At 69.3% G+C, this 20389-nt stretch carries 19 protein-coding genes; 3 read left to right on the forward strand and 16 right to left on the reverse strand.

Annotation, left to right across the window (positions count from 1 at the left end; translation table 11 throughout):
- Positions 1–207: 207 nt before the first annotated feature.
- The 7 genes from ACFZB3_RS48690 to ACFZB3_RS48720 form a co-directional block, all read right to left on the reverse strand.
- Positions 208–939 (reverse strand): hypothetical protein, encoded by a 732-nt coding sequence (locus tag ACFZB3_RS48690; protein WP_391390083.1) that lies wholly within the window; start codon positions 937–939, stop codon positions 208–210.
- Positions 936–2579, reverse strand: a complete 1644-nt coding sequence (locus ACFZB3_RS48695) for a thiamine pyrophosphate-dependent enzyme (RefSeq protein ID WP_391390085.1) — start codon at positions 2577–2579, stop codon at positions 936–938. Before ACFZB3_RS48695 ends, ACFZB3_RS48690 begins: the two co-directional genes overlap by 4 nt.
- Positions 2580–2643: 64 nt before the next feature.
- Positions 2644–3735: an aminotransferase class I/II-fold pyridoxal phosphate-dependent enzyme gene (locus tag ACFZB3_RS48700; RefSeq protein ID WP_391390087.1), complete on the reverse strand. Its 1092-nt coding sequence runs from the start codon at positions 3733–3735 to the stop codon at positions 2644–2646.
- Complete coding sequence (locus ACFZB3_RS48705) at positions 3716–5074, reverse strand: cation:proton antiporter (protein WP_391390089.1); 1359 nt, start codon at positions 5072–5074, stop codon at positions 3716–3718. Before ACFZB3_RS48705 ends, ACFZB3_RS48700 begins: the two co-directional genes overlap by 20 nt.
- Positions 5061–5588 (reverse strand): flavin reductase, encoded by a 528-nt coding sequence (locus ACFZB3_RS48710; protein WP_391390091.1) that lies wholly within the window; start codon positions 5586–5588, stop codon positions 5061–5063. Before ACFZB3_RS48710 ends, ACFZB3_RS48705 begins: the two co-directional genes overlap by 14 nt.
- 9 nt (positions 5589–5597) lie before the next feature.
- Entirely contained in the window at positions 5598–7199 is a 1602-nt protein-coding gene (locus ACFZB3_RS48715; RefSeq protein ID WP_391390093.1) for an FAD-dependent oxidoreductase, read from the reverse strand.
- A gap of 29 nt (positions 7200–7228) precedes the next feature.
- Entirely contained in the window at positions 7229–8197 is a 969-nt protein-coding gene (locus ACFZB3_RS48720; protein WP_391390095.1) for a helix-turn-helix domain-containing protein, read from the reverse strand.
- Between the two features lie 1590 nt (positions 8198–9787).
- On the opposite strand from ACFZB3_RS48720, the gene ACFZB3_RS48725 reads away from it, so the two are divergent.
- Together ACFZB3_RS48725 and ACFZB3_RS48730 are read left to right on the forward strand one after the other, a co-directional pair.
- Complete coding sequence (locus ACFZB3_RS48725) at positions 9788–10192, forward strand: hypothetical protein (protein ID WP_391390097.1); 405 nt, start codon at positions 9788–9790, stop codon at positions 10190–10192.
- 520 nt (positions 10193–10712) lie between these two features.
- Positions 10713–12257, forward strand: coding sequence for a carboxyl transferase domain-containing protein (locus ACFZB3_RS48730; protein ID WP_391390099.1), 1545 nt, complete (start codon positions 10713–10715; stop codon positions 12255–12257).
- Between the two features lie 159 nt (positions 12258–12416).
- Here the strand turns inward: ACFZB3_RS48730 and ACFZB3_RS48735 are convergent, their stop codons facing one another.
- From ACFZB3_RS48735 to ACFZB3_RS48760, 6 genes are all read right to left on the reverse strand, one after another.
- Entirely contained in the window at positions 12417–12581 is a 165-nt protein-coding gene (locus tag ACFZB3_RS48735; protein WP_391390101.1) for a hypothetical protein, read from the reverse strand.
- A 144-nt stretch (positions 12582–12725) separates the two neighbouring features.
- Complete coding sequence (locus ACFZB3_RS48740; RefSeq protein ID WP_391390103.1) at positions 12726–13547, reverse strand: alpha/beta fold hydrolase; 822 nt, start codon at positions 13545–13547, stop codon at positions 12726–12728.
- On the reverse strand, positions 13544–14725 hold the full coding sequence (locus ACFZB3_RS48745; RefSeq protein WP_391390105.1) for an aminotransferase class I/II-fold pyridoxal phosphate-dependent enzyme: 1182 nt from the start codon (positions 14723–14725) through the stop codon (positions 13544–13546). Before ACFZB3_RS48745 ends, ACFZB3_RS48740 begins: the two co-directional genes overlap by 4 nt.
- A complete protein-coding gene (locus tag ACFZB3_RS48750) occupies positions 14722–15348 on the reverse strand; it encodes an RraA family protein (RefSeq protein ID WP_391390107.1) in 627 nt (208 codons plus the stop codon). The genes ACFZB3_RS48745 and ACFZB3_RS48750 overlap by 4 nt, the downstream gene beginning before the upstream one ends.
- On the reverse strand, positions 15345–16010 hold the full coding sequence (locus ACFZB3_RS48755; RefSeq protein WP_391390109.1) for an RraA family protein: 666 nt from the start codon (positions 16008–16010) through the stop codon (positions 15345–15347). Before ACFZB3_RS48755 ends, ACFZB3_RS48750 begins: the two co-directional genes overlap by 4 nt.
- Positions 16007–16672 carry an RraA family protein gene (locus tag ACFZB3_RS48760; RefSeq protein WP_391390111.1) on the reverse strand — a complete coding sequence of 222 codons (666 nt, stop codon included), beginning with the start codon at positions 16670–16672 and terminating at the stop codon, positions 16007–16009. Before ACFZB3_RS48760 ends, ACFZB3_RS48755 begins: the two co-directional genes overlap by 4 nt.
- A 74-nt stretch (positions 16673–16746) precedes the next feature.
- Here ACFZB3_RS48760 and ACFZB3_RS48765 point away from each other — a divergent pair, with 74 nt between their 5' ends.
- Entirely contained in the window at positions 16747–17652 is a 906-nt protein-coding gene (locus tag ACFZB3_RS48765; RefSeq protein WP_391390113.1) for a LysR substrate-binding domain-containing protein, read from the forward strand.
- 139 nt (positions 17653–17791) lie between these two features.
- On the opposite strand, the gene ACFZB3_RS48770 is transcribed toward ACFZB3_RS48765, so the two are convergent.
- The 3 genes from ACFZB3_RS48770 to ACFZB3_RS48780 all read right to left on the reverse strand — a co-directional run bounded on the left by ACFZB3_RS48770 (position 17792) and on the right by ACFZB3_RS48780 (position 20204).
- Positions 17792–18493 (reverse strand): response regulator, encoded by a 702-nt coding sequence (locus ACFZB3_RS48770; protein ID WP_391390115.1) that lies wholly within the window; start codon positions 18491–18493, stop codon positions 17792–17794.
- Entirely contained in the window at positions 18490–19710 is a 1221-nt protein-coding gene (locus ACFZB3_RS48775) for a histidine kinase (RefSeq protein WP_391390117.1), read from the reverse strand. The genes ACFZB3_RS48770 and ACFZB3_RS48775 overlap by 4 nt, the downstream gene beginning before the upstream one ends.
- A 101-nt stretch (positions 19711–19811) precedes the next feature.
- Positions 19812–20204 carry a hypothetical protein gene (locus ACFZB3_RS48780; protein WP_391390119.1) on the reverse strand — a complete coding sequence of 131 codons (393 nt, stop codon included), beginning with the start codon at positions 20202–20204 and terminating at the stop codon, positions 19812–19814.
- Positions 20205–20389: the final 185 nt, after the last annotated feature.

A 20389-nucleotide genomic window follows, 5' to 3' on the forward strand; every position in this document is an offset into this window, starting at 1 on the left:
GGAGTGGGGCAGGTCGATGGCCGCCGCCACCAGCTGCTGGTCGACCGCACCTTCGCCTCCTGCTGGAACCAGCGGTTCGCGCCACCCCGCACCATCAGTTCCTGGCTCACCCCGCCGTTCCCCTCAACCGCTCAGGCGGGAGAAGCACCTCTCCGAAGCGAGCTCTCCAGTTGATGCCCAGCGTCCACAGAGGTTTCCCTCTCGTCATCAGGCGCGTATTCGGCCGGCATTCAAAACGAGCGTCCGGTCATCCTGAGGATCGATATGGGAGCGGACCCGTTCCTCGCGGACAGCGATGCCCCTGTTCCGCAGCTCTTGAAGCAGCCAGTCCAGGTGGCGGTAGCGCCGGCCGTCAATTTCGTTGAGCGGATGCAGCCGTACCTCCCCGCTGCACACCCTCAGCAGTTCGGTGACTGCGCGTAGATGGAACAGCCGGTCTGCCCGGTCGGCGTAGGTGAACAGGAAGAAACCGGACAGGACGAGATGGAAGGTGCCGTCGGCGAAAGGCAGTCGGGGCAGGGCGGCCGTGACGTAATGCCCGGTGCCGGCCGTGCGGTCCCGGTCGATGTCGCGCAGGAAGGTGTCGGCCGACCGCTGCCAGGCTTCCGCTCGCCGCCACTCCGGGTCACCCAAGCGGAATCGCGAGGGCTGCTGGTCGGCCCAGCGCCGGGCACGTTCGAGTTCTTCGACGACGAGTTCGGCCAACTCCTGGTGGGGCAGACCGTACTGCGGGTCGACGGTCACCGCACGGCCCCCCGCACGGCGTACCGCGGCTCCGAAGTCACTCGCTCCGCCTGGGCAGTCGAGCACCGCGCCGCCCAGCAGATCGGCGGGCACCACGGAGAAGTTCGCGCAGTACTCCTCGAAGCTGCGCGCGCTGATGAGAACACGTCCCATGGCAGGGACCTGGGTAGGGCGCCGGTTCATCGACCACCTCATGCGGATCGGGTGAATGTTCGGGATATCCGGACGGCAGCCGGATTCAAGTAGGCGGGATTGGTCCGAACGTCGACGAGAACCGGGCCGGGATGATCGGCCAGGGCATGCGCGAGCCGGCCCAGGTCTGCCGGGCCCTCGATGCGGTGTCCCTGGGCACCCATGGCATCAGCGAGCGCGGCGAAGTCCGGTGACGGATGGTCGGCGAGTCCGGCGGGCCTGCCGCGCTGCCCCAGCGTGACGCGTTCCTGACCAAACCCCTGGTCGTTGAGGACGACAACGGTGAGCGGAACTGCGTAGCGCACAGCGGTGTCCAGCTCGGACAGGCTCATCATCAAGTCGCCGTCCCCGGTGACGTGGTACGTACGGCGTTCGGGACGGGCCAGAGCACAGCCGATCGCCACGGGCAGGGACTGACCGATGGCGCCGAAGTCGGTGGAGACGCAGGTCCAGGTGGTCGGGGCCGCGGCCCGAAGGAGGTGGCAGCTGTTCAGCGCCGCGTGGCCGCCGCCCAGGACCACTCCGCAGTCGGCCGGAAGCAGGTCCGCGATCTCGGTGAGTACGTGCCTGGGGTCGAGGGTGGTGTCCGTGTCCAGCCATGCGCGGACATCGGCTGACGACGGATGGTGCAGCAGTTCGGCCACGGTGTGATCCAGTTCGCGTGCCGGCGAGCCGGACAGGACACGGTTGAGGGCGTGCACGGCGACCAGCGCGTCGGCCCGGATCCAGCGGGCGTCGCCGTACCCGACCGCAGAGGGCCTCGGCTCTCGGTCAATGACGATGTACCGCGCGCGGCCGGGCAGACTCGTCTGCACCATGGGGCCGATGCTCGTACCCACGGCCAGGACGATGTCGCACGCCTCCAGGGCGCGTCGGGCGCGTCCGGTTCCGAGCTCCCCCACCATGCCGGCGTCCGCCGGATGGCCGGCGAACAGACCGTGCGCCAACAGCGTCGTGGACAGGACGGCCCCGAGCCGGTCGGCGAGTTCCCGTAGCGCGGGCCCGGCACCGCAGACCAAGGCGCCTCGGCCGGCCACGATGCCCACGGTGCGTGCCCTGGCGAGCGCATCCGCCGCCCGGCGGATCTCGTCGATGGATACCAGAGACGCCGGCTCCGGGTCCGGGTCCGGGGACGTCAGGTTGCTCGCCTTGTCGCATTCGGCGTCCTGGACGTCAGCCGGCAACGACAGCACATACGGCCGGTGGTCGGCCAGCGCACGCTGGGCCTCCCGCCAGTGCCCCGGAAGGTCGTCGGGCCTGACCAGTCGCCCGGCCCCACCTGCCGTCAGGCTGCCGAAAGCCTGCTGGTCCAGATCCGCGGGCCGTGCGGGTCGGTCGGCCGGTCGGTCGCCGGCCAGCAGGAGTACCGGCGATCCGTGGGCACGGGCGACCGCCAAGGCGGTGGCCGTGTTCGTCAGACCGGGGCCGGCCGTGACCATCGCACAGCCGGTCCGTCCGCCGAACCTGGCATAGCCGTCCGCCATGCTGACCACCGACGCCTCGTGCCGACCGTGAACCAGTCGCATTCCCGGGCGTTCGGCCAGGTCGGCCATGAGGTGCTGAACCGAGTCCCCCATGAGGCAGAAGACGGTGTCGATCCCGTCGTCCACGAGGGCGTTCACAAGGGCTTCGCGTGTCTTCAACAGGGCTCCACGGGGTGAGGACGCGGGCATGGGTGGCGGGAAACCGCGGCGTACGGCGATCGGCTCACCGTGGTGTGAGGACGGGCGGTGCGGGAACCGGTGCCGAGGGGGCCGTATCGCGGAGCGAGCGCAGTGCCGCTGCCAGCCGGTCGACTTCCTCCGGCACACCGACGGAGATCCGGACCCAGCCGCCCAGTCCGAACGGGGTGAGGTCCCGGATGAGGATGCGGTGTTCTTCGGCAAGCCGGTCGACCAGTGCGGGGCTGTCCGCGCCTGTCTTCACCATCACGAAGTTCGCTGCCGACGGCAGGTGTTCGAGGTTCAGCTCGGCGAGCCGCGTACAGAGCAGTTCGCGTGCGACGGCCGTACGATGCCGTACCTGCTCCAGGAAGTCACCGTGGCGCAGGGCGATGGGGACAGCGTGCTGTGCGAGACGGTTGACGTTGAAGGGCAGGGAACGCCGGGCGTTCCACAGTTTCGCGATCAGGTCCGTGGGGCCTGCCGCGTACCCGACACGCAGCGAGGCAAGCCCCCATGCCTTGGAGAAGGTGCGCAGGGCGATGACGCGGCGTCCGGACCGTACGGAATCGAGCACCGACGCTGTCTCGTCGGCCGCGAAATCCATGTACGCCTCGTCGACGATCAGCACGGTGCCGGAGTCCTCGGCAGTGGTGACGACGGTGTCGACCGCGCCACCGTCGAGGAGTGCGCCGGTGGGGTTGTGCGGATTGCATAGGTAGGCGAGGTCTGCGCCGTTCTTCATCGCGGTGGCGAAGTCGTCGGTCGGCACTGTCAGGTCTTTCAACCGGATCCGCTTCGCGGTGGCGTCGACCGCCTTCGCGGCAAACAGGTATCCGGGGAAGGTGGTCTCGGTCATGAGCACGGTCGAGTCGGCACCACCGAAGGCCAGTGCCGCCAGCAGGACGAGTTCGTCCACTCCGTTGCCGACCGCGACCATCTCCGGTGGCAGTCTGAGGTGCTCCGCGATGCTGCCGCGCAGATCCGGGGACTCTCCCTCCGGGTACAGCGACCCGTGCCGCCCGAACTCGCGGCCGACGGCGTCGACCACGGTCGGCGGTGGCCCGTACGGGGACTCGTTGAGGTGCAGGCGCAACACCCCGTCCGTGGCGATGAGCTCACTGGTTCGGGTTGCCATCGAACTGTCCTCCTTGGACAGGCTGTTCGCCGGAGCGACGGGAAGGGCTCAGGGACGCGGACCGGGCCCCGTGCTGTGCCGCGGCGGTCACCGCGGACTCGGTGGTGGTGGCGGACGGCTGCAACCGGTTGAGCGCGGGCACCGTCATCGCGGTGGTGGCCAGGGCCATCAGGACGAGCATCGTGAACAAGCCGGATCCGAGGACGCCGAGGCTCAGGCCGACGTTCAGGACGACGAGTTCGGTCACTCCGCGGCAGTTCATGAGTGAGCCCAGCGCCAGTGACTCCCGCCAGGGCCCACCGCACAGCCGGGCCGCGGCCGCGGTGCCGCCCCATTTCCCGGCCACGGCTACCACCAGGATCGCGACGAACCAGAGCCAGGCCCGGGCGTGCGCCCCGAGCAGCCCGATGTTCGTGCCCAGTCCCACGGTGATGAAGAAGAGCGGCAGCAGCACGGGCATCGCCACCGACTCCAGGTGCCTCGCCGCCAGATCGACGCAGGGCAGCGCGCGTGGGGTGACCACGCCGAACAGGAACGCTCCGAAGATCGCGTGGATGCCGATGGCGTCGGTGATCAGCGCGGACAGGCTGAGACCGGTGAAGAGCAGGACGAGTGCCAGCGAGTCGGAGGGGGCGCCGAGCCCGTTTCGGACCCGGCTCGCCCAGCAGGCCAGCAACGGCCGTACCCCCAGGGTCATGGCCGCGACGAAGCCGAACGCCTCCGCAATGGTGACAGGTACCTGCCAGAGCGATGTGGCTCGGGTGAGCGCCACGGCCAGTGCGAGAAGACACCAGGCGGTGATGTCGTCCACCGCCGCGCACGCTGTCGCGAGGGTGCCCAGCGTCGTGTGGTGCAGTCCGCGGTCGGCGAGGATCCGGGCCAGGACGGGGAACGCGGTGACGCTCAGGGACACCGCGATGAAGAGGACGAAGGGGAGGCGTGCGACCCCGGGCGGCGCCAGGGACGGGTACATCGCCAGCGCCAGCACTCCGCCGGCCAGCAGGGGCAGCAGAACGCTGCCCTGGCCGACCGCCAGGGCGATGCGGCTGTGGCCACGCAGGGCGGGGAGATCGAACCGGTGGCCGACCAAAAACATGAAGACCAGCAGCCCGAGGTCGCCGAGCGCTTCGATCACCGGCAGGGCATCCGGCGGGAAGAGCAATGCCTGGCCGGTGGGCCAGAGCCGTCCGAGCAAGGAGGGTCCGAGCAGGATCCCGGCGGCGATCTCCCCGACCACGGCCGGCTGGCCCACGCGTCGGACGGCGCGTGCGGCGATCCAGCAGCCGGCCCCGACCGACACACACAGCAGTACGGGCGCCAGCGGGTCACCGGCCGACATGGCGGGCTCCGGGTATGAGGGCGGCTCTCTCCGACCAACTTGCGTACCGGCGCTGCCCGTAGAGCAGCGGATCCGCGGCCCCCTCACTCAGGGTTGTCCGTTCGACCTCGGCGAACACCACCGTGTGATCGCCCACATCGAGCGTGTGCGACACCAGGCAGTCCGCGATCGCGTGAGCGTCCGTGGTCAGATGAGGCCCGCACGCGCCGACGGGCAGATGCCACGGAATCCGGTCGAAGCGGTCGGGGGCAGCGGAGGAGAACAGGCGGGAGGCCGAGGATGCCGCCGCGTGCAGGAGGTTCACCGCGAACGTACCGCGCTCCAGAGCCGCGGCGAGCGTGGGGCTCTCGGAGCGCAGGCACACCAGGAGGGTGGCCGGAGCGAGGGCGACGCTGCACAGTGACGAACAGGTCATGCCGCGTGGCCGACGGTCGGCGTCGAGGGTGCTGACCACGGCCACGCCGGTGGGAAAAGCGGACATGAAGGCCCTCAGATCAGCGGTTGCCTGGGACACGACGTCCTCCTAGCGGGCGTGGAGTCGACGTAGGTAGTCGTACGCGCTGGGAAGGGTCGCGAGGAGTTCCTGTTGCCGATCCTTGACGGAGCGGAAAACCAACTGGGCGCTGTGCAGGGACTCCGGTTTGTACTGGAGGACGGGCAGCGGAGCATCGGGCTCCAGACCGAGGCCGGAGAAGATGCAGTAATAGCTGCCGTTGGTCCAGAAGTTGCGGAACTCCGCCTCGAAGTTCCCGTAATAGTTGGATTCATCGGTGGTGGGGGCGTTGACGGGCAGTCCCGCCCGGTATGCGGCCACCTTCTCCTGGATCCCCTCCGCGAGGTGCAGTTCCTTGTTGGCCCGCCAGAACGGGGTGTCGACGCGTGGCGCATAGTAGAAGTGCGCCTGGATGAAGTCCCGGGTGTCGTCGAACATCACGTTGATCTCATGGTTGAACCGGTCGATGAGGGACTGGTTGAACGTCCTGTCCGGGAAATGCTTGGCCAGCTGGTAGATCGCGGCGGTGATGAAGTAGATGCCGGTTGATTCCAGCGGTTCGAGGAAGCACGAGGACAGACCGATACTCACGACGTTCCCGGTCCAGGTACGCCGGTTGCGGCCCACCCGGAAGCGCACGTGGTTGAAATCGTTCCGCTCCAGGTCGAGGCCCCACAGGTCGCAGAACTCCTGAGTGGCTTCATCGCGGGACGCGAAACGGCTGGAATAGACGTAGCCCGTGCCGAAGCGCCCGAGCATCGGGATCTTCCAGGTCCAGCCGGCCGACATGGCGATGGCGGAGGTGTACGGCTCCACGCCGTGCTCCGCGTCGTCGTGCGGCACGGCGGTGGCCACCGCGCTGTCGCACAGGAGGTGATCGCTCATGTCGATGAACGGCTCCTGCATGATCTCGTTGATCAGCAGCCCACGAAATCCGGAGCAGTCCACGAAGAAGTCCGCCCGCAGCGCGGACCCGCTCTTGAGATGCAACGCGCTGACATGACCTCGCTCGTCGCGCTCCGCGCCGGTCATCTCGTCCCGGATGTGCCGCACCCCCTGCTTCTGCGTGGCGAAGCGGCGCAGGAAGTCCGCCACGAGATGGGCGTCGAAGTGCCAGGCATAACGGGTCACGGGCGTACCGTCGAGGCGGAGCGGAGCCTGCCTGGCGTCCATGATCGGTGGTTCACGGAAGCAGGCGTAGTCGAACGGCTCGGTCGTGGCCCCCTCGTACTTGTCCTTGAACCAGTAATGACTGAGCGGCACCTGGTCGCAGTCGGGGAGCAGCCCGAACGGGTGATAGAAGTGGTCGTCACGCCCGTCAGGCAATCCGCGAGGGGCGGTCTGGGATTTCCCGCCGGTACGCCAGTTGACGAACCGGACGGCCATCTTGAAACTCGCATTGCACTCCCGCATCCACTCTTCTTCGGCTATTCCCAGATACTGGAAGAACGTCCGGTGGAGATTCGGGACGGTAGCCTCACCGACGCCGATACGAGGGATCGACGGGGCTTCGACGACTGTTATTTTCACGCTCCCCTGCAACGCCTTGCTCAGATAGGCCGCGGTCATCCAGCCGGCTGTCCCGCCGCCGAGAATGACGACATCGCGAATCTTCGTTTCCCTGCTGCTCATGGGTGAAGGTCCCTCTCGTTGAACGTGGGTCACTTGCAGAACGTGTTGCGGTACTCCCGCGGGGACTGTCCGAACACCGACTTGAAGTTCCGGGAGAACGCCGAGGCGTCGCGGAGGCCCCACCGGAAGCCGATGGTGCTGACCTTCTCGTGCCGCAGCCGAGGGTTTCGGAGGTCTTCCGCGCAGCCACGGATACGTTGGATGCGGATTTCCTGACCGAGTCCGGCCTCGGTTCCCTCGTACAACCGATAGAGCTTCCGGACGGATATGTTGAAGGTCTCGGCTATGAAACCGGGGCCGAGCTCCGGATCGGCGATGTTGTGCGCGATGAACATGCGCACAGCCGCCAAGAGCTCCTCATTCGTCTCCACTCCCTTGGGCTCGCCTCCGAGGTTCTCCCGAAAGGCGGCACAGAGGAGCAGGGTGATGGCCTTGTTGACATCGACCAGCGATCTCTCGTCGAATTCCTCGATACCTTCCGAAACCGAAATCATCAAGCTGATCAGCGCGTTCAGCACACCGGGCTTCCCCTCGATGCGCCTACCGGCGACCAGGCGGGCCTCGCTCGCGGAGAGGGCGGCCAGAGAGGGCACCGCCTTGGGGATGGTCAGGGACGCTAGGCGCGCCCCGGCGGGGACGATCAGGTGCGACTCGCGCTCCATGTCGCAGATGGTCATGTCTCCGGGCCCGATGGAATGCGCACGGTGCTCCTGCTCCACCCAGGCGGTGCCACTCAGGACGCAGTTCACCTTCCACAGCGGCATGCGGCGTGCGCTCACATGCTCACGGGCGCGCTTGACTTCACAAGGAGGCAGCCACATGTCGGCCATCACGCCGGCTCCGACCCGACGGAAGGACGCGCGGGCCGCCTGGCCGCCCGTCAGGCGAACCTGATTCGGCCCGAAGTACCGCTCGGTGGTCTTCTTCCATTCGTCAGGCTCGCCAGCCTGCGACAATTTGCAGAAGTGAACGTTCTCTTGCAATGGTTCGTCGGTCATAACACTCCGCCGAGAAGTGCCTGCTGCAGATCGCGGCACGCCGCCCTTTTCTTATTATGCGGGAATCCTGAACGAAGAGACGTACGACAGCTCTTCGTTACGCAGGATGGCAGACAAAGGTCATGGATTCTTGCCTTGGTGTGCACATCCTTCTTGACGATGAGCGCCACTCGCGAGAAGGCCGCCATCCTCGCCGCCCTCCGTGGCGTTGAGCTACCGGCCGGCACTCAGCACGTCAGAAGGGCCGCCCTGGCTCGGGGATGCCGACCACGGCGGTGAAGTCGCCGAGACTACGGGGCTCTCCTTTTCATTGCCTTTCTGTTCATTGAGTTCTTGCCGTGGAATCTTGACACCCCGAAGCTGCTTGCAGCATCGTCGAGGACGCGGAAAGCAGCGAACCTCCCATGGGTCTGGACCAGTCCCACATGGTTGCTCGCGGAAGGAAGGGCAGTGCGGGGTAATCCCGAGAGGTGAGCGCCGACGAGCGTCGGCCTCGACTCATGCTCCTTTTCCTTCCATACTTTGCGCTCGCGTGACTCTCACTCCACTCCACGCCCTGCGGGCAAGGACCCTGAGTGTCGACCTCATGAGGGTTAGCTATTCGATCCCGACCGTTCCGTGGACGGACGAGGAAGCGAAGCCGGCGAACGCGCGTGCCTTCACACGCAGGGCATTCTGTCACTCGAGGTGCGGCCCCGGGTGTCGCCCTGCCTGGCGCCACGGCAACTCGCTGGAGCGGATCACCGCGTCTCGCCGTCCACCGCTCTCCCCATGACCACGTGCCGGCTGCTGCTCTCTTTCTGTTCCCCGCCAGAGGAAAGGCCCCTTCCATGGAGATTTCCTATTCGGCTGACCTCGTCAGCCTCAAATCACGGGCCAGAGAGCTCGCGAGGAAGCTGGTGGTGTACAACGACGAGAGCGAACGCGGCGGCGGGCTCGCACCGAGCAGTCGTGAGGAGATCAAACGGATCGTCCTGGACAGCGCATACGACGCCATGAACGCGCCGGTCGCATGGGGCGGCGCCGGGCTGAAGCGGATACGGCAGGTGGTGGTCGAGGAGGAGTTCGGCCGCCTCACCAACGGGTCCGGAGGCGGGATGCGATCTGGGGCGCCTCGCCACCATCGCGGTGCGCAGAGGCCACGGCTACCGTACGCATGGCGCGACTGCAGGGAGGAGGTTGCGCGGTGGCCGGTCTGCCCACCCGTGATCGTGTCGCCGACTTCTTCCACGCCCGGGAGCCCTACGCCGGCTTCCTGTTCGACGTGCTGTGTCTGCGGGAGACCTCGGTCCCCGTCGTCCGCCTGCTGATCGCGAGGCCCCCTTCGCCCGCCACCATGGCGGAGACGATGGCGGAGCACGGGGCGACCGTAGCTCTGGCCACACCGACCACCCTCAGCCAGGTCGCGGCGCACCTCGTCGCCCGGGACGAGCAGCTGCCCTCCGTCCGTCTCTCCCTGTCCGAAGGTGAGGCGTTCTACGAGGACCGGCGTCCATCGCGTTCACCGGCTGCAGAAGTCGCTGGAGATCGTGGACGAGAACACCGGCGACCCGGTCCGGGAACCGGGACGGTCTGGACCGGCGTTTTCGCATGCTGGGCCGGTCCGAGGAAGGCGCCAGGGTCGGGCAGGTCACCGTCTGTTTGGAGGACCTGCGGACGGTGGTGGAGGAGGTGTCGGGCGACCGGCTCATCGTGGGAGTACAGACGGTGCAGCGCCGCCGGGACTCCGAGGCCGGACGTGCGCTGCGGATCGCGGGTGAGATCGGCGACGCCGAGCGGCTCGCCACCTCCGCGAACGGGCGGTTCGAGGACCTGCGCCCGATGTTCGCCCAACACGTCCGCGCCGGGCTGATCAACCCGTTGAGGTCGACCACGTCCCGCTGTCGGAACTCAGGAATAACGCGCGCAGCAGCGAGATCGTCCGACCGATCGATGAGCGCCGGCCCGGTCCAGTCACGACGGATGACTGGTGAACGGACCTGTGGCTGCCGGTGAACGGCGGCACGTCGCTCCCCTACGGGGAGCGGTGGCACCCGGCTCGTGATGACGGTCTCGGCCTTTGCTGCGGCCCGACGCCGCAACGGCCTGGAGGCACCCGGGTCAGCTGGGAGTCACGTGGTCCGGGCCCGGTTCGCCATCGTGCTGTCTGCGTCGGATGAATGCCCCGCCTGGGACAACCGCGCGCCCTCCACTCCGGCCACCGGTCGGAGAACACCGACGTCGCCCAGGCCGTCGTCGGTGCCGGTCCGGCCGCCCACGCATCGCCGCTGCGGTGCGCACGCGACAAGGCCGCCATAGGGCATATCGCCAGTGCGCCGACGCACCGCCGTCGACCCTCACCCGCATCCGGTCTCCGGGGCGGAAGAGGCCAGCACCGGCTGCGTCGTCATCCGCGGCATCTAGGGCCGGCGGAAACGCAAGTACGGCGAGCGATGCCCTACGGGCGTCGAAGGCCGCCGGTCCTCATGACACACGCGCCCTCGCAGCACAACATCACGTATAGGAGACCGTTCGTATGGCCCGATCAGAGATCGCCGACCAGGAGAGCCCTCGCACGACCGCAGGGAAGATCGCGGATCTGAAACGGCGCATCGACGCAGCCGTAGTCGCCGGTGGTAGCCGGAGGTGGATCCTGCAACTGCTGGACAAGGGCTCGTTCGTGGAGTTCGACAGGTTCACCCGGCTCTGCTCGGCCGATTCCGGTATGGAGCAGAACCGCCCGTACGGCGACGGCGTCATCACCGGCCACGGCACGGTCGACGGCCGCCCGGTGGCCGTGTTCTCGCAGGACCTCACAGCCTTGGGCGGCGCGCTCGGTGAGGCCTTCGGCGCTAGGATCGTCAAGATCATGGACTGGGCGCTGAAGAACGGCTGCCCGGTCATCGGCATCAGTGACTCCGGCGGCGCCCGTGCACCGGAGGGCTTACCCCCGCTCGGCACATATGGCGAGATCCTCCGCCGCAACACCCACGCCTCCGGGGTCATCCCCCAGATTTCGCTGATCATGGGCCCGCGTGCGGGTGGTGCCGTCTACTCCCCCGCCATCACCGACTTCGTTGTGGTGGTCGACCGTACCGCGCACATGGTCGCCACCGGCCCGGACGTCATCGAGACCGTCACCGCCGAGGACGTTGGTCTCGACGAGCTGGGCGGCACCCGCCCGCACAACACCGCCCCCCGATGCGCGCACTTGGCGGGCGACGAGAAGGACGCCGTCGAATACGTCAGGGCGTTGCTGTCCTACCTGCCGTCCAACAGTCTTCAAGACCCCCCGGTGTACCCGGAGCGGGACAACCTGGAGGTCAGCGAGGAGGACCTGGAACTGGACGGCATCGTCCCGGACTCCGTGAACCAGCCCTACGACATGCGCAAGGTCATCGAACGGGTGTTGGACGACGAAGAGTTCCTCGAGACGCAGTCCCTGTTCGCCCCCAACATCGTCACAGGCTTGGGCCGCGTCGAGGGCCATTCGGTGGCTGTCGTCGCCAACCAGCCGATGCACTTCGCCGGCTGCCTGGACATCGACGCCGGCGAGAAGGCCGCGCGTTTCGTGCGCACTTGCGACAGCTTCGGCATCCCGGTCGTGACCTTCGTCGATGTTCCCGGCTTCCTCCCCGCCGCCTACCAGGAGTGGTACGGCATCATCCGGCGCGGCGCCAAACTGGTCTACGCGTATGCCGAGGCCACCGTGCCGCTGATCACAGTCATCACCCACAGGGCCTACGGCGGCGCGTACGACGTCATGGGCTCCAGGCACCTGGGCGCGGATCTCAACCTGGCCTGGCCGACCGCCCAGATCGCGGTCATGGGTGCCCTGGGCGCCGTCGACGTCCTCCACCGAATGCATGCCGAGGCCGAGGATCCCGAAGCCACGGGCGCCGAGCCGACCGCCCGCCACGAGTACTCCCTGCTCGACCCGTACGTCGCCGCCCAGCGCGGCTACGTGGACGCCGTCATCATGCCCTCCGAAACCCGGCAGCACATCGTCAAGGGGCTGCGGGCACTGCGCGACAAGCGCGCGACGCTGCCGCCGAAGAAACACGGCAACATCCCGTTGTAGGCCCGACGCGCCGGCCGCCCCGCGGCTGGGGCGGGCGGCGCCCCACTCACCCGGTACGGGCACCGCACCCCGGGGGACTGGACGCCGTCGCAGGTCCGGCACACGTACGCGGCTACCTGGGCATGCCGGCAGAGCACTGGGCATCCACCGCCGGAAGGATCACCGCAACTCGCCCACGTAGCGGTCCGTCCCGGGCCCGTCGGGGATGAACGGTGCGACGAACTGCACGTCAACCAGCCCCGAAGCCGCCGCTGCCGTGTCCAGGTCCGCGAAGTACTCTCGCCAGTCGTCGCGAGGATCGTGCTGAAGGAACCACAGGAGCATCGTCGATCCGAACGACGCGCGTTGGCAGCGATCACGGGGGGGCCAAGAATCCCCGGCAACTCCACTTCCGTTCGAGGAATCATCGTTCGAACCGGCGTTGGCGGATCGTCATTCCTCCGCAGTCCGCCGTCCCGGCCTGGCCCCTCAGGAGCCGGAGTCGGCGCGGGAGACCAGGTCGGTGATATGGGCCCACATCTGCGGCGGGTTCGAGTACATCGGGAAGTGTGCGCAGTGCTCGATCTCGGCGAGCTCGACGCCGCCTTCGGACAGGGCGGAGAGGTAGGACAGGGTGTTGTTCTGCTCTCCGTACATGAACGTCCTGGGTGCGGGGAGGGCGAGGAACCGGTCGAGGAGCTTGCCGTGGTCGGAGAGGCCGACCATGGACTCGAAAATCGCCCTGACCGCTCCGGCGCGGACCTTGTGGGGAAGGCTCGACGCGTACAGTCCACCGCCGTAGAAGCGGGAACCCGCGACACGTTCGGCGAACCGGGCCAGGAATTCGTCGGGATCGTCGTGGGCGTGGGTGAGGATCTGCCGGCTGAGGAAGCAGTCCTCGGGTGCGACGTTGCCCTCGATGTTGGTGAAGCTCGCGATCCGGCCGGGGTGGGCGTCGGCGACCATGAGAGCGGTCAGGCCGCCCATCGAGTGCCCGACGACGTGGAACCGGTCGATGTGGTGCGCATGGAGGACCTGCTCGGCGACGGAGACCAGGAAGGGGATGGTGACGGCGCCGAGGTCGTCGCAGGTGCTGGCGCCGCAACCAGGGGCGTCGTAGGCCAGGACGGGGCAGTCGGCGAGGCGTTCCTGCTGGACCATGTCCGCGTAGTCCTCCTTGGTCGACCCGAAGCCGTGCAGGAAGACCAGGGGTGTGCCGGTGCCGTCGCGGTGGAGGCCGGACACCTCGACGCGCGTGCCGTCGACGGTGAGGGGGAGTGTAAAACGTTCGAGTTTCCGCACGGGGCTCATCGGGCCTCCTCCAGTTGCGGTGCGGCCGGCTCGTGTGCTGCCGGCCCGAGGGCGGTGTGCAGGCGCTCGACGGCGGTGATCAACGTGTCGTCGTCGACAGCGAAGCACACTCGGATGCGTCCGGGCGCGTTGAACGCCTCACCGGGTACGACCGCGAGGTGGACGGTGTCGAGGAGCCAGGCGGCGAGATCCGCGCTGTCGGCCCAGCCGCGGTCGCGGAGGAGCCGGCTGACGTCCGGGAAGGCGAACATGCCGCCGTCGGGCAGGGGGCAGTCGATGCCGTCGATGCCGTTCAGGGCGTCGACCAGCAGTGCGCGTCGGCGCTGGTAGTCGCGGGCGGCTTCTGCGGGCGTGCCGGTGTCGCCGAGGGCGGCATGGGCGGCGCGCTGGTTGACCGTGGGGACGTGGGTGATGGTGCGGGACACGTGCAGCCGGGCCGAGGCGACGACTTCCGGAGATGCCGCGAGCCAGCCGACGCGCCAGCCGGTCATGGCGTGTTCCTTGGACACGCCGCCCACGACGACGGTACGGTCGCGCAGTTGCGGGGCGACGCGCAGGATCGACCGGTAAGTCCCGGTGTAGTCGAAGGCCCGGTAGATGTCGTCGCTGATGACCCAGATGCCGTGCTGGTCCGCCCAGTCGGCGATCTGCCGGAGCCTGGACTCGGAGTGGACGGCGCCGGTGGGGTTGCCGGGGCTGGAGAGGATCAGCGCCCGGGTCCGCGGAGTACGGCAGCGGTCGAGGGCCTCGACCGAGAAGCGGAACTCCTCGTCGGTGGCGACCGGGACGGGAATACCGCCCGCCGCGACAACGACCTCGGCGTGGCCGGGCCAGCCGGGCGCCGCGACCAGGACCTCGTCGCCGGCGTCGATCAGGGCCTGGGTGGCGAGGAACAGGGCGTGCTTGGCGCCGAGGCCGATCTGCACGTCGGCGGCGGTCCACGAGAGTCCGGTGTCCGCGGCGACGACGGTGGCGACGAGCGCACGCAGGTCCGGGTCGCCCTGAGCGGTTCCATAGTGGTGGGTGGCGGGGTCGCGGACGGCGGCGACGGCGGCCTCCACGACCACGGCGCTGGTGGCCGCCTGGGGCTCTCCGGCGGCGAGCGTGATGACATCCGCGCCCTGCGCCCGCAGCGCTTCGGCCCGGGCGGCCACTGCGAAGATCGGGTTGTCGGTCATCGCGTGGTCACCGCCCGGACGGCCTTGAAGTTGTCGTACAGGTCGAGGGTGCTGCGGCCGTCCCGCAGTTGCTTCATCAGCTCGTTCTCGTGAGCCACGCGTGCGTCGGCGCGGTCGAGGATCCGCTGGGTGTCGGGCGCGGGAAGCGCCACGACTCCGTCGACGTCCCCGACGACGAGGTCACCGGTGTGGACCGTGATGCCACCGACCTTGACGGGGTGTCCGAACACACCGTGGAAGTCCTTGCGGGTGCCGAAGATCGCGTTGTTGCGGGAGAAGACCGGGAAGCCGAGTGCCTCGGTCTCCGCCGCGTCGCGGACGCCGCCGTCGATGAGCAGACCCGCGATCCCCCGCTGCCGGGCGGCCACCGTGAGGATCTCTCCCCAGTGACCGAAGCGGGCGCCGCCGAGGTCGGCGACCAGGACGGAGCCGGGCGGGGCCTGCAGTACGGCGTGGTGCAGGGCGAGGTTGTCGCCGCCGGCGCCCTGCACGGTGAACGCCGGGCCGCACAGCCGGGCACCGGCCCACAGCGAGCGGATCTCCGGGCACAGGGCGGTGGCGAGTCCGGACGCCTCCGACAGCGTCGCGCTGGAGTGGCCGCGGGCGAGGTCGTTCGTGCTCACGAGGGGTCCTTCCGGGTCTGGAGCGAGTGGTAGCCGTGTTCGGCGCGCGCCTCGGCGAGCGTGGCGCCGCCGCGGACGGCCTCGACGATGGCGTCCTCGACGCGGTCGATACTGCGGGCGATGTCCGCGACCTCGTCCCAGCGCGCGGCCGGGACGACCACGGCACCGTCGTCGTCGGCCACGAGGATGTCGCCGGGATGGATGACGACCTGGTCGACGGTGACGGGTACCTGGACGGCGGCCACCCGGACGCGGTCCTTGCCGGTGCGCATGAACCGGGAGACCGACCAGATCGGGTAACCGGCCTCGGTGGCGACGGCTACATCACGGCAGGTTCCGTTGATGACGGTGCCGGCGATGGCGCGCTCGTGGGCGACCTGGCTCATGATGCCGCCCCACACCGTGCAGTCGGTGCGGCCGGCGTTGTCGATGAGGATCACCGCACCGGCGGGGACGTCGTCGAGGAAGTCGCCCACTGTGCCGCCGGTCTCGTCGACCGGTTCGTAGGCGACGGTGAAGACCGGTCCGACGGTGCGCTGGCCCTGGCGCAGGGCTCCGATGCCGTGCAGGGATCCGGGGAGCCCGAGCGAGTCGAGGGCGTCGGAGACGGACGCCGTGGACAGGCCGGTGGTGAGTCGCGGTGTGGCCGCGAGAGTGTTCATCGGACCGACTCCTTCGCTCCGGCGAGGCGTGCGTCGTGCATGGCCCGGGAGAGCGGTGCGCCCGCGCGCACCTCGTCCGCGATGGCGCGCTCCCGGGCGACGATCGAGGCGGCGATCTCCGCCACTTCCTCGGCCCGGTCCCGCGGGACGACGACGAGACCGGTCTCGTCGGCGACGACGACATCGCCCTGCTCGACCGTCAGTCCGGCGACGGTGACCGGCTCTCCGGTGGAACGCTGCTGCAGCCTGCCGCGCGCGGTGGCCGGGATCGAGCCCCGCGAGAACACCGGGAAACCGAGCTCACGAGCCTCCGCCACATCGCGGCACACTCCATCGGCGACGACACCGCGGACGCCCCGGCGGGCCGCGCCGAGGCTCAGGATGCCGCCCCAGCACGACACGTCGGTGCGGCCCTGGTTGTCGACGACGATCACGCTCCGGTCGTCCGACCCCTCGATGGCAGTGGTGGCGATGTGGGCTCCGGCCGGGCCTTCGGTGCGCGGTTCGAGAGCCACCGTGACGGCGAATCCCACCACGGCGGCGGGACCCCACACCGGTCGCAGACCGCCCACTCCGGGGGCGAGACCGAGCTGGTCGAGCGCGTCGCTGACCGCGGCGGAGTCGAGGGCCGCGAAGCGGTCCAGGAGAGATGAGTTGCTCATGGCTTCCACTTCAGCAGCCTCCAGATATATTCGGAAGGTCTGATTTCCTCTCTCAGTAAGAGGTTGTGCGAATCATGGTGGAGATCCGACAGGCCCGGTACTTCGTCGCGGTCGCCGAAGAACTCCACTTCGGCCGTGCGGCCACGCGGCTGCAGATGTCCCAGCCGCCGCTGTCCCAGGCCATCAAGCAGCTCGAGCAGCAACTCGGCTGTGAACTGCTGCACCGCAACCAGCGGTCGGTCGCCGTCACCCCCGCCGGCACCGTGTTCCTCGACCACTGCCGGGCGCTGATCCGCCATGCCGAGGAGGCGGAGATCGCCGCCCGGCAGGCGGCCACCGGACGCGGCGGACGCCTCAGCCTGGGCGCCGTCGCCTCGGCCTTCTCCTGGCCCCTGCCGGTCGTACTGTCGCGGTTCCACGAGGCCGTACCGGACGTCGAGATCCGCACCCAGGAGATCGACACCCACGAGGCCGCGGCCGGGCTTCTCGACCGCTCCCTCGACTGGGCGATCGTGCGCCAGACCGCCCCGGTGCGCGGTACGACGGCGACCTCGCTGTTCGTGGACCGGTTCGTCGCGGCCCTGCCGGTCGACCACCCCGCCGCCGAGTCAACCGGCCCGCTGGACCTGGCGGACCTCGCGGGGGGCTCGTGGGTATGGCTGCATCGCCACATCTCCCCCGACTACCACGACGCCATGGCGGCCATGTGCCGAGCTGCCGGCTTCAGCCCCGTCCCAGCCCACTGGGCACGGTCGGTGACCTCGCAGATCGCCATGGTCGAGTGCGGCCTCGGCGTCACCGTCGTACCGGCCGCGGCATCGGCACCACGCCCCGCCATCCGTTTCAGACCGCTCCGTCACGCGACGACCACCATCGAACTCACCGCCATGACCCGATCCAGCCCCGACGCGCTGGCCGAACACCTCACCGCGATCGCGACGCGCCTGACCATGGCACGGACACCTCCGACGCGTGACTGACCTGGCGCGTTCAAGGTGTCGCTCGCGCGCCGTGCATCCCCTGAACCGGGATGTTGCAACGACCACTGGCACGGAAGGTGTGGGACCCCGGACCGGTCGCTTCTCCTTGGCGGGCCGACTGTCGCGACCGCCGGCCCGGTCAAGGTGTGCCGCGGCCCTGCCGAAGGTCAGGGTCTGACGCAGTCGGAGTGCGACCCGCCGCTCCGCCCACTCCCGCGCGCATGGCGAGCAGCCCGGCCTGTACCCGGCTCTCGCAGTGCAGTTTCTCCATGATCCGCGAGACATGGGCCTTCACGGTCGGCACGCGCAGGCCCAGCCGCCGGCCGATCTGGGCGTTGCTCAGCCCGTCCGCTATCGCCGCCAGCACCTCCCGTTCGCGTGGTGTGAGCGAGGGCAGCCGGGGCGGCACGGCCGGCGGCGGCTCGGCGGCCGCCCGGGCCACCAGATGGTTCACCGCCTCGGGGGCGAGGGCATGGAGGCCGGCCGCGGTGTTCCGTACCGCGTCGAGGACCTGGCCGGGCTGGGCGTCCTTGAGCAGGAAGCCGTGGGCGCCCGCCCGAAGCGCCGGCAGCAGATAGGTCTCCGCGTCGAACGTGGTCAGCATCAGGATCCGCGGCGGTGCGGGCAACGCGGAGAGTTCCCTGGCGGCGCCCACTCCGTCCAGGCCGGGCATCTGCACGTCCAGCAACACCACGTCAGGGGTCAGCCGGGCGCACACCTCGACCGCGGTCCACCCGTCGTCGGCCTCGGCGACCACCGTGATGTCGGGGGCGGTCTGCAGCAGCAGGCGCAACCCGGCGCGGACCAGGGCCTCGTCGTCGGCGAGCAGGACCCGGATCACCGGGCCTCCCCGGCAGGCTGCGCCGTCGTCGTCTCCTGCTCCCGGTTCGGTGCGGGCGGTGCGACGGGCAGCCGGAGCAGAAGACGGAACACGCCGTCCCGGTTGCCGGTGTCCAGGGTGCCGCCGAGGAGCGCGGCCCGCTCCCGCAGACCGCGCAGGCCCAGGCCCGCGCCGTCACCGGCCGCCTCACCGGCCAGGCCGGTCACCGGGTTGGTCACCTCGCACTCCAGGTACTCCCCGTCCACCCCCAGCCCCAGCGTGGCGCGGGCGCCGGAGGCGTGTTTGCGGATGTTGGTCAGCGCCTCCTGGACGACACGGTAGACCGTGTGCTCCACCGCGGACGGCAACGGCATTGCTCCAGGCCGGAGTTCCGGCAGCGTCGCGGACCACGGCGCCCAGTCCACGGGCACCCCCGCCGCCGCCGAGTCGCCCAGCAACCGGGGCAGATCCCGCAGCGCCGGGCCGGGTCGGAAGGAACTCTCGACGGTCTCGGGATCGCGCAGCACATCGAGAATCTGTCGAAGTTGGGCCAGCGCGCGCCTGCCGGTCACCCTGATGAGCTCGCCGGTCTCGCGGGCCCGTTCCGACTCCTGCGGGTCCACGCTCAGCGCGCCCGCGTGCAGCGTGATCAGGCTGACCTCGTGGGCCACCACGTCGTGCATCTCGCGCGCCAGCGCGGCCCGTTCCTCCGCACGGACCCGGCGGGCGATCAACAGTGCCTCCCGCTCGGCCTGCTCGGCGCGTTCGGCCAGTTCCTCCAGCCTGGCGTGCCGGTACCGGAGCACCGTGCCGCGCCAGGCGGGCGCGCCCACCAGCAGGGCGGCCGCCATGACGCCTGTCGCCGGGGCGCCCGTGGTGAACTGGCCGAGCACCGCGGCGGCGTAGACGCCGTACCGCAGGGGGCTCGTCGCCCGCCGCCTGGCCAGCGAGTACATCGCGAAGGGCAGGGCCGGCTGGACGATCAGCAGGCTCGCTCCGGCGACCACGGCCGCCACCAGGGTGGGCCGGTCACGCCGCCAGGCCAGCAGGAGTCCGGTGGTGCACTCCAGGACGGCGGAGACGGCGAACGGCAGCGGCAACAGGGACCGCGGTGCCGCGGTCGGCAGGAGTCCTCCGGAGGCGATCAATGCGGCCAGCACCCAGGCGAGCGGCTCGGAGGGCCACTGGATCCGGGCGGGGCGAGCCGCGACCGGGGCCGGGGCAGAGGAAACGGACACGCGTGCCACGGTAGAGGGCCTTTCGGTTGATCGTTCCGGGGGCCGCCGCCGGCCGGCGCACACAGGCCGCGCCCCGCTGGGCCGACGCGAGACCGGGCGGCTCAGGGCTTGGCGTTCCCAGTGCTGCTGCCTTTGTCCTGGGCGGCCTCGTCCTCGGCGGACGGCAGGACCCGGGTGGCGGCGACCTTCCCGTCCCGGTAGCAGATCTGAAACGTCTGCTTCTTCGCCAGAGACACGCTCTTCTGCAGGTAGTAGTCGCAGGTGGTGCCGGCCGGCGGCTCGGGCTTGTCCTGCGGCTGGAGACCGCCCGGCTCACCGAGCCGGGCGCGCACCGCGTCCCGGCTCTCGCCGACGTGGACGCCCTTGAACTGGGCCGTGCTGATCATGTGCGAGCCGATGTCGCTCGCGACGTGCCTGATGCCGAACCAGAGACCGACTCCGGCAAGCACGACGACTCCCAGGATTCCGACCAGGATCTTCCCTACAACGCCCATGACAGAACTCCTTGGAGAGGGGGATACCGACGTCCTCCTGACGTCGCCCAAGCAGTCTGTTCCGGCACTCCACGCCGATCGTCGCCCTGGACGAGGAACCCGACCCCCGACTTTCGTATCCCCCCGAATCCTCCGTAAGGAAAGAACCACGAGCACACGGATGCGCGAGGCACCGGCCACGCCGC

Origin of the sequence: Streptomyces sp. NPDC008092 (assembly GCF_042957285.1) — a bacterium.
GTDB lineage: Bacteria > Actinomycetota > Actinomycetes > Streptomycetales > Streptomycetaceae > Streptomyces.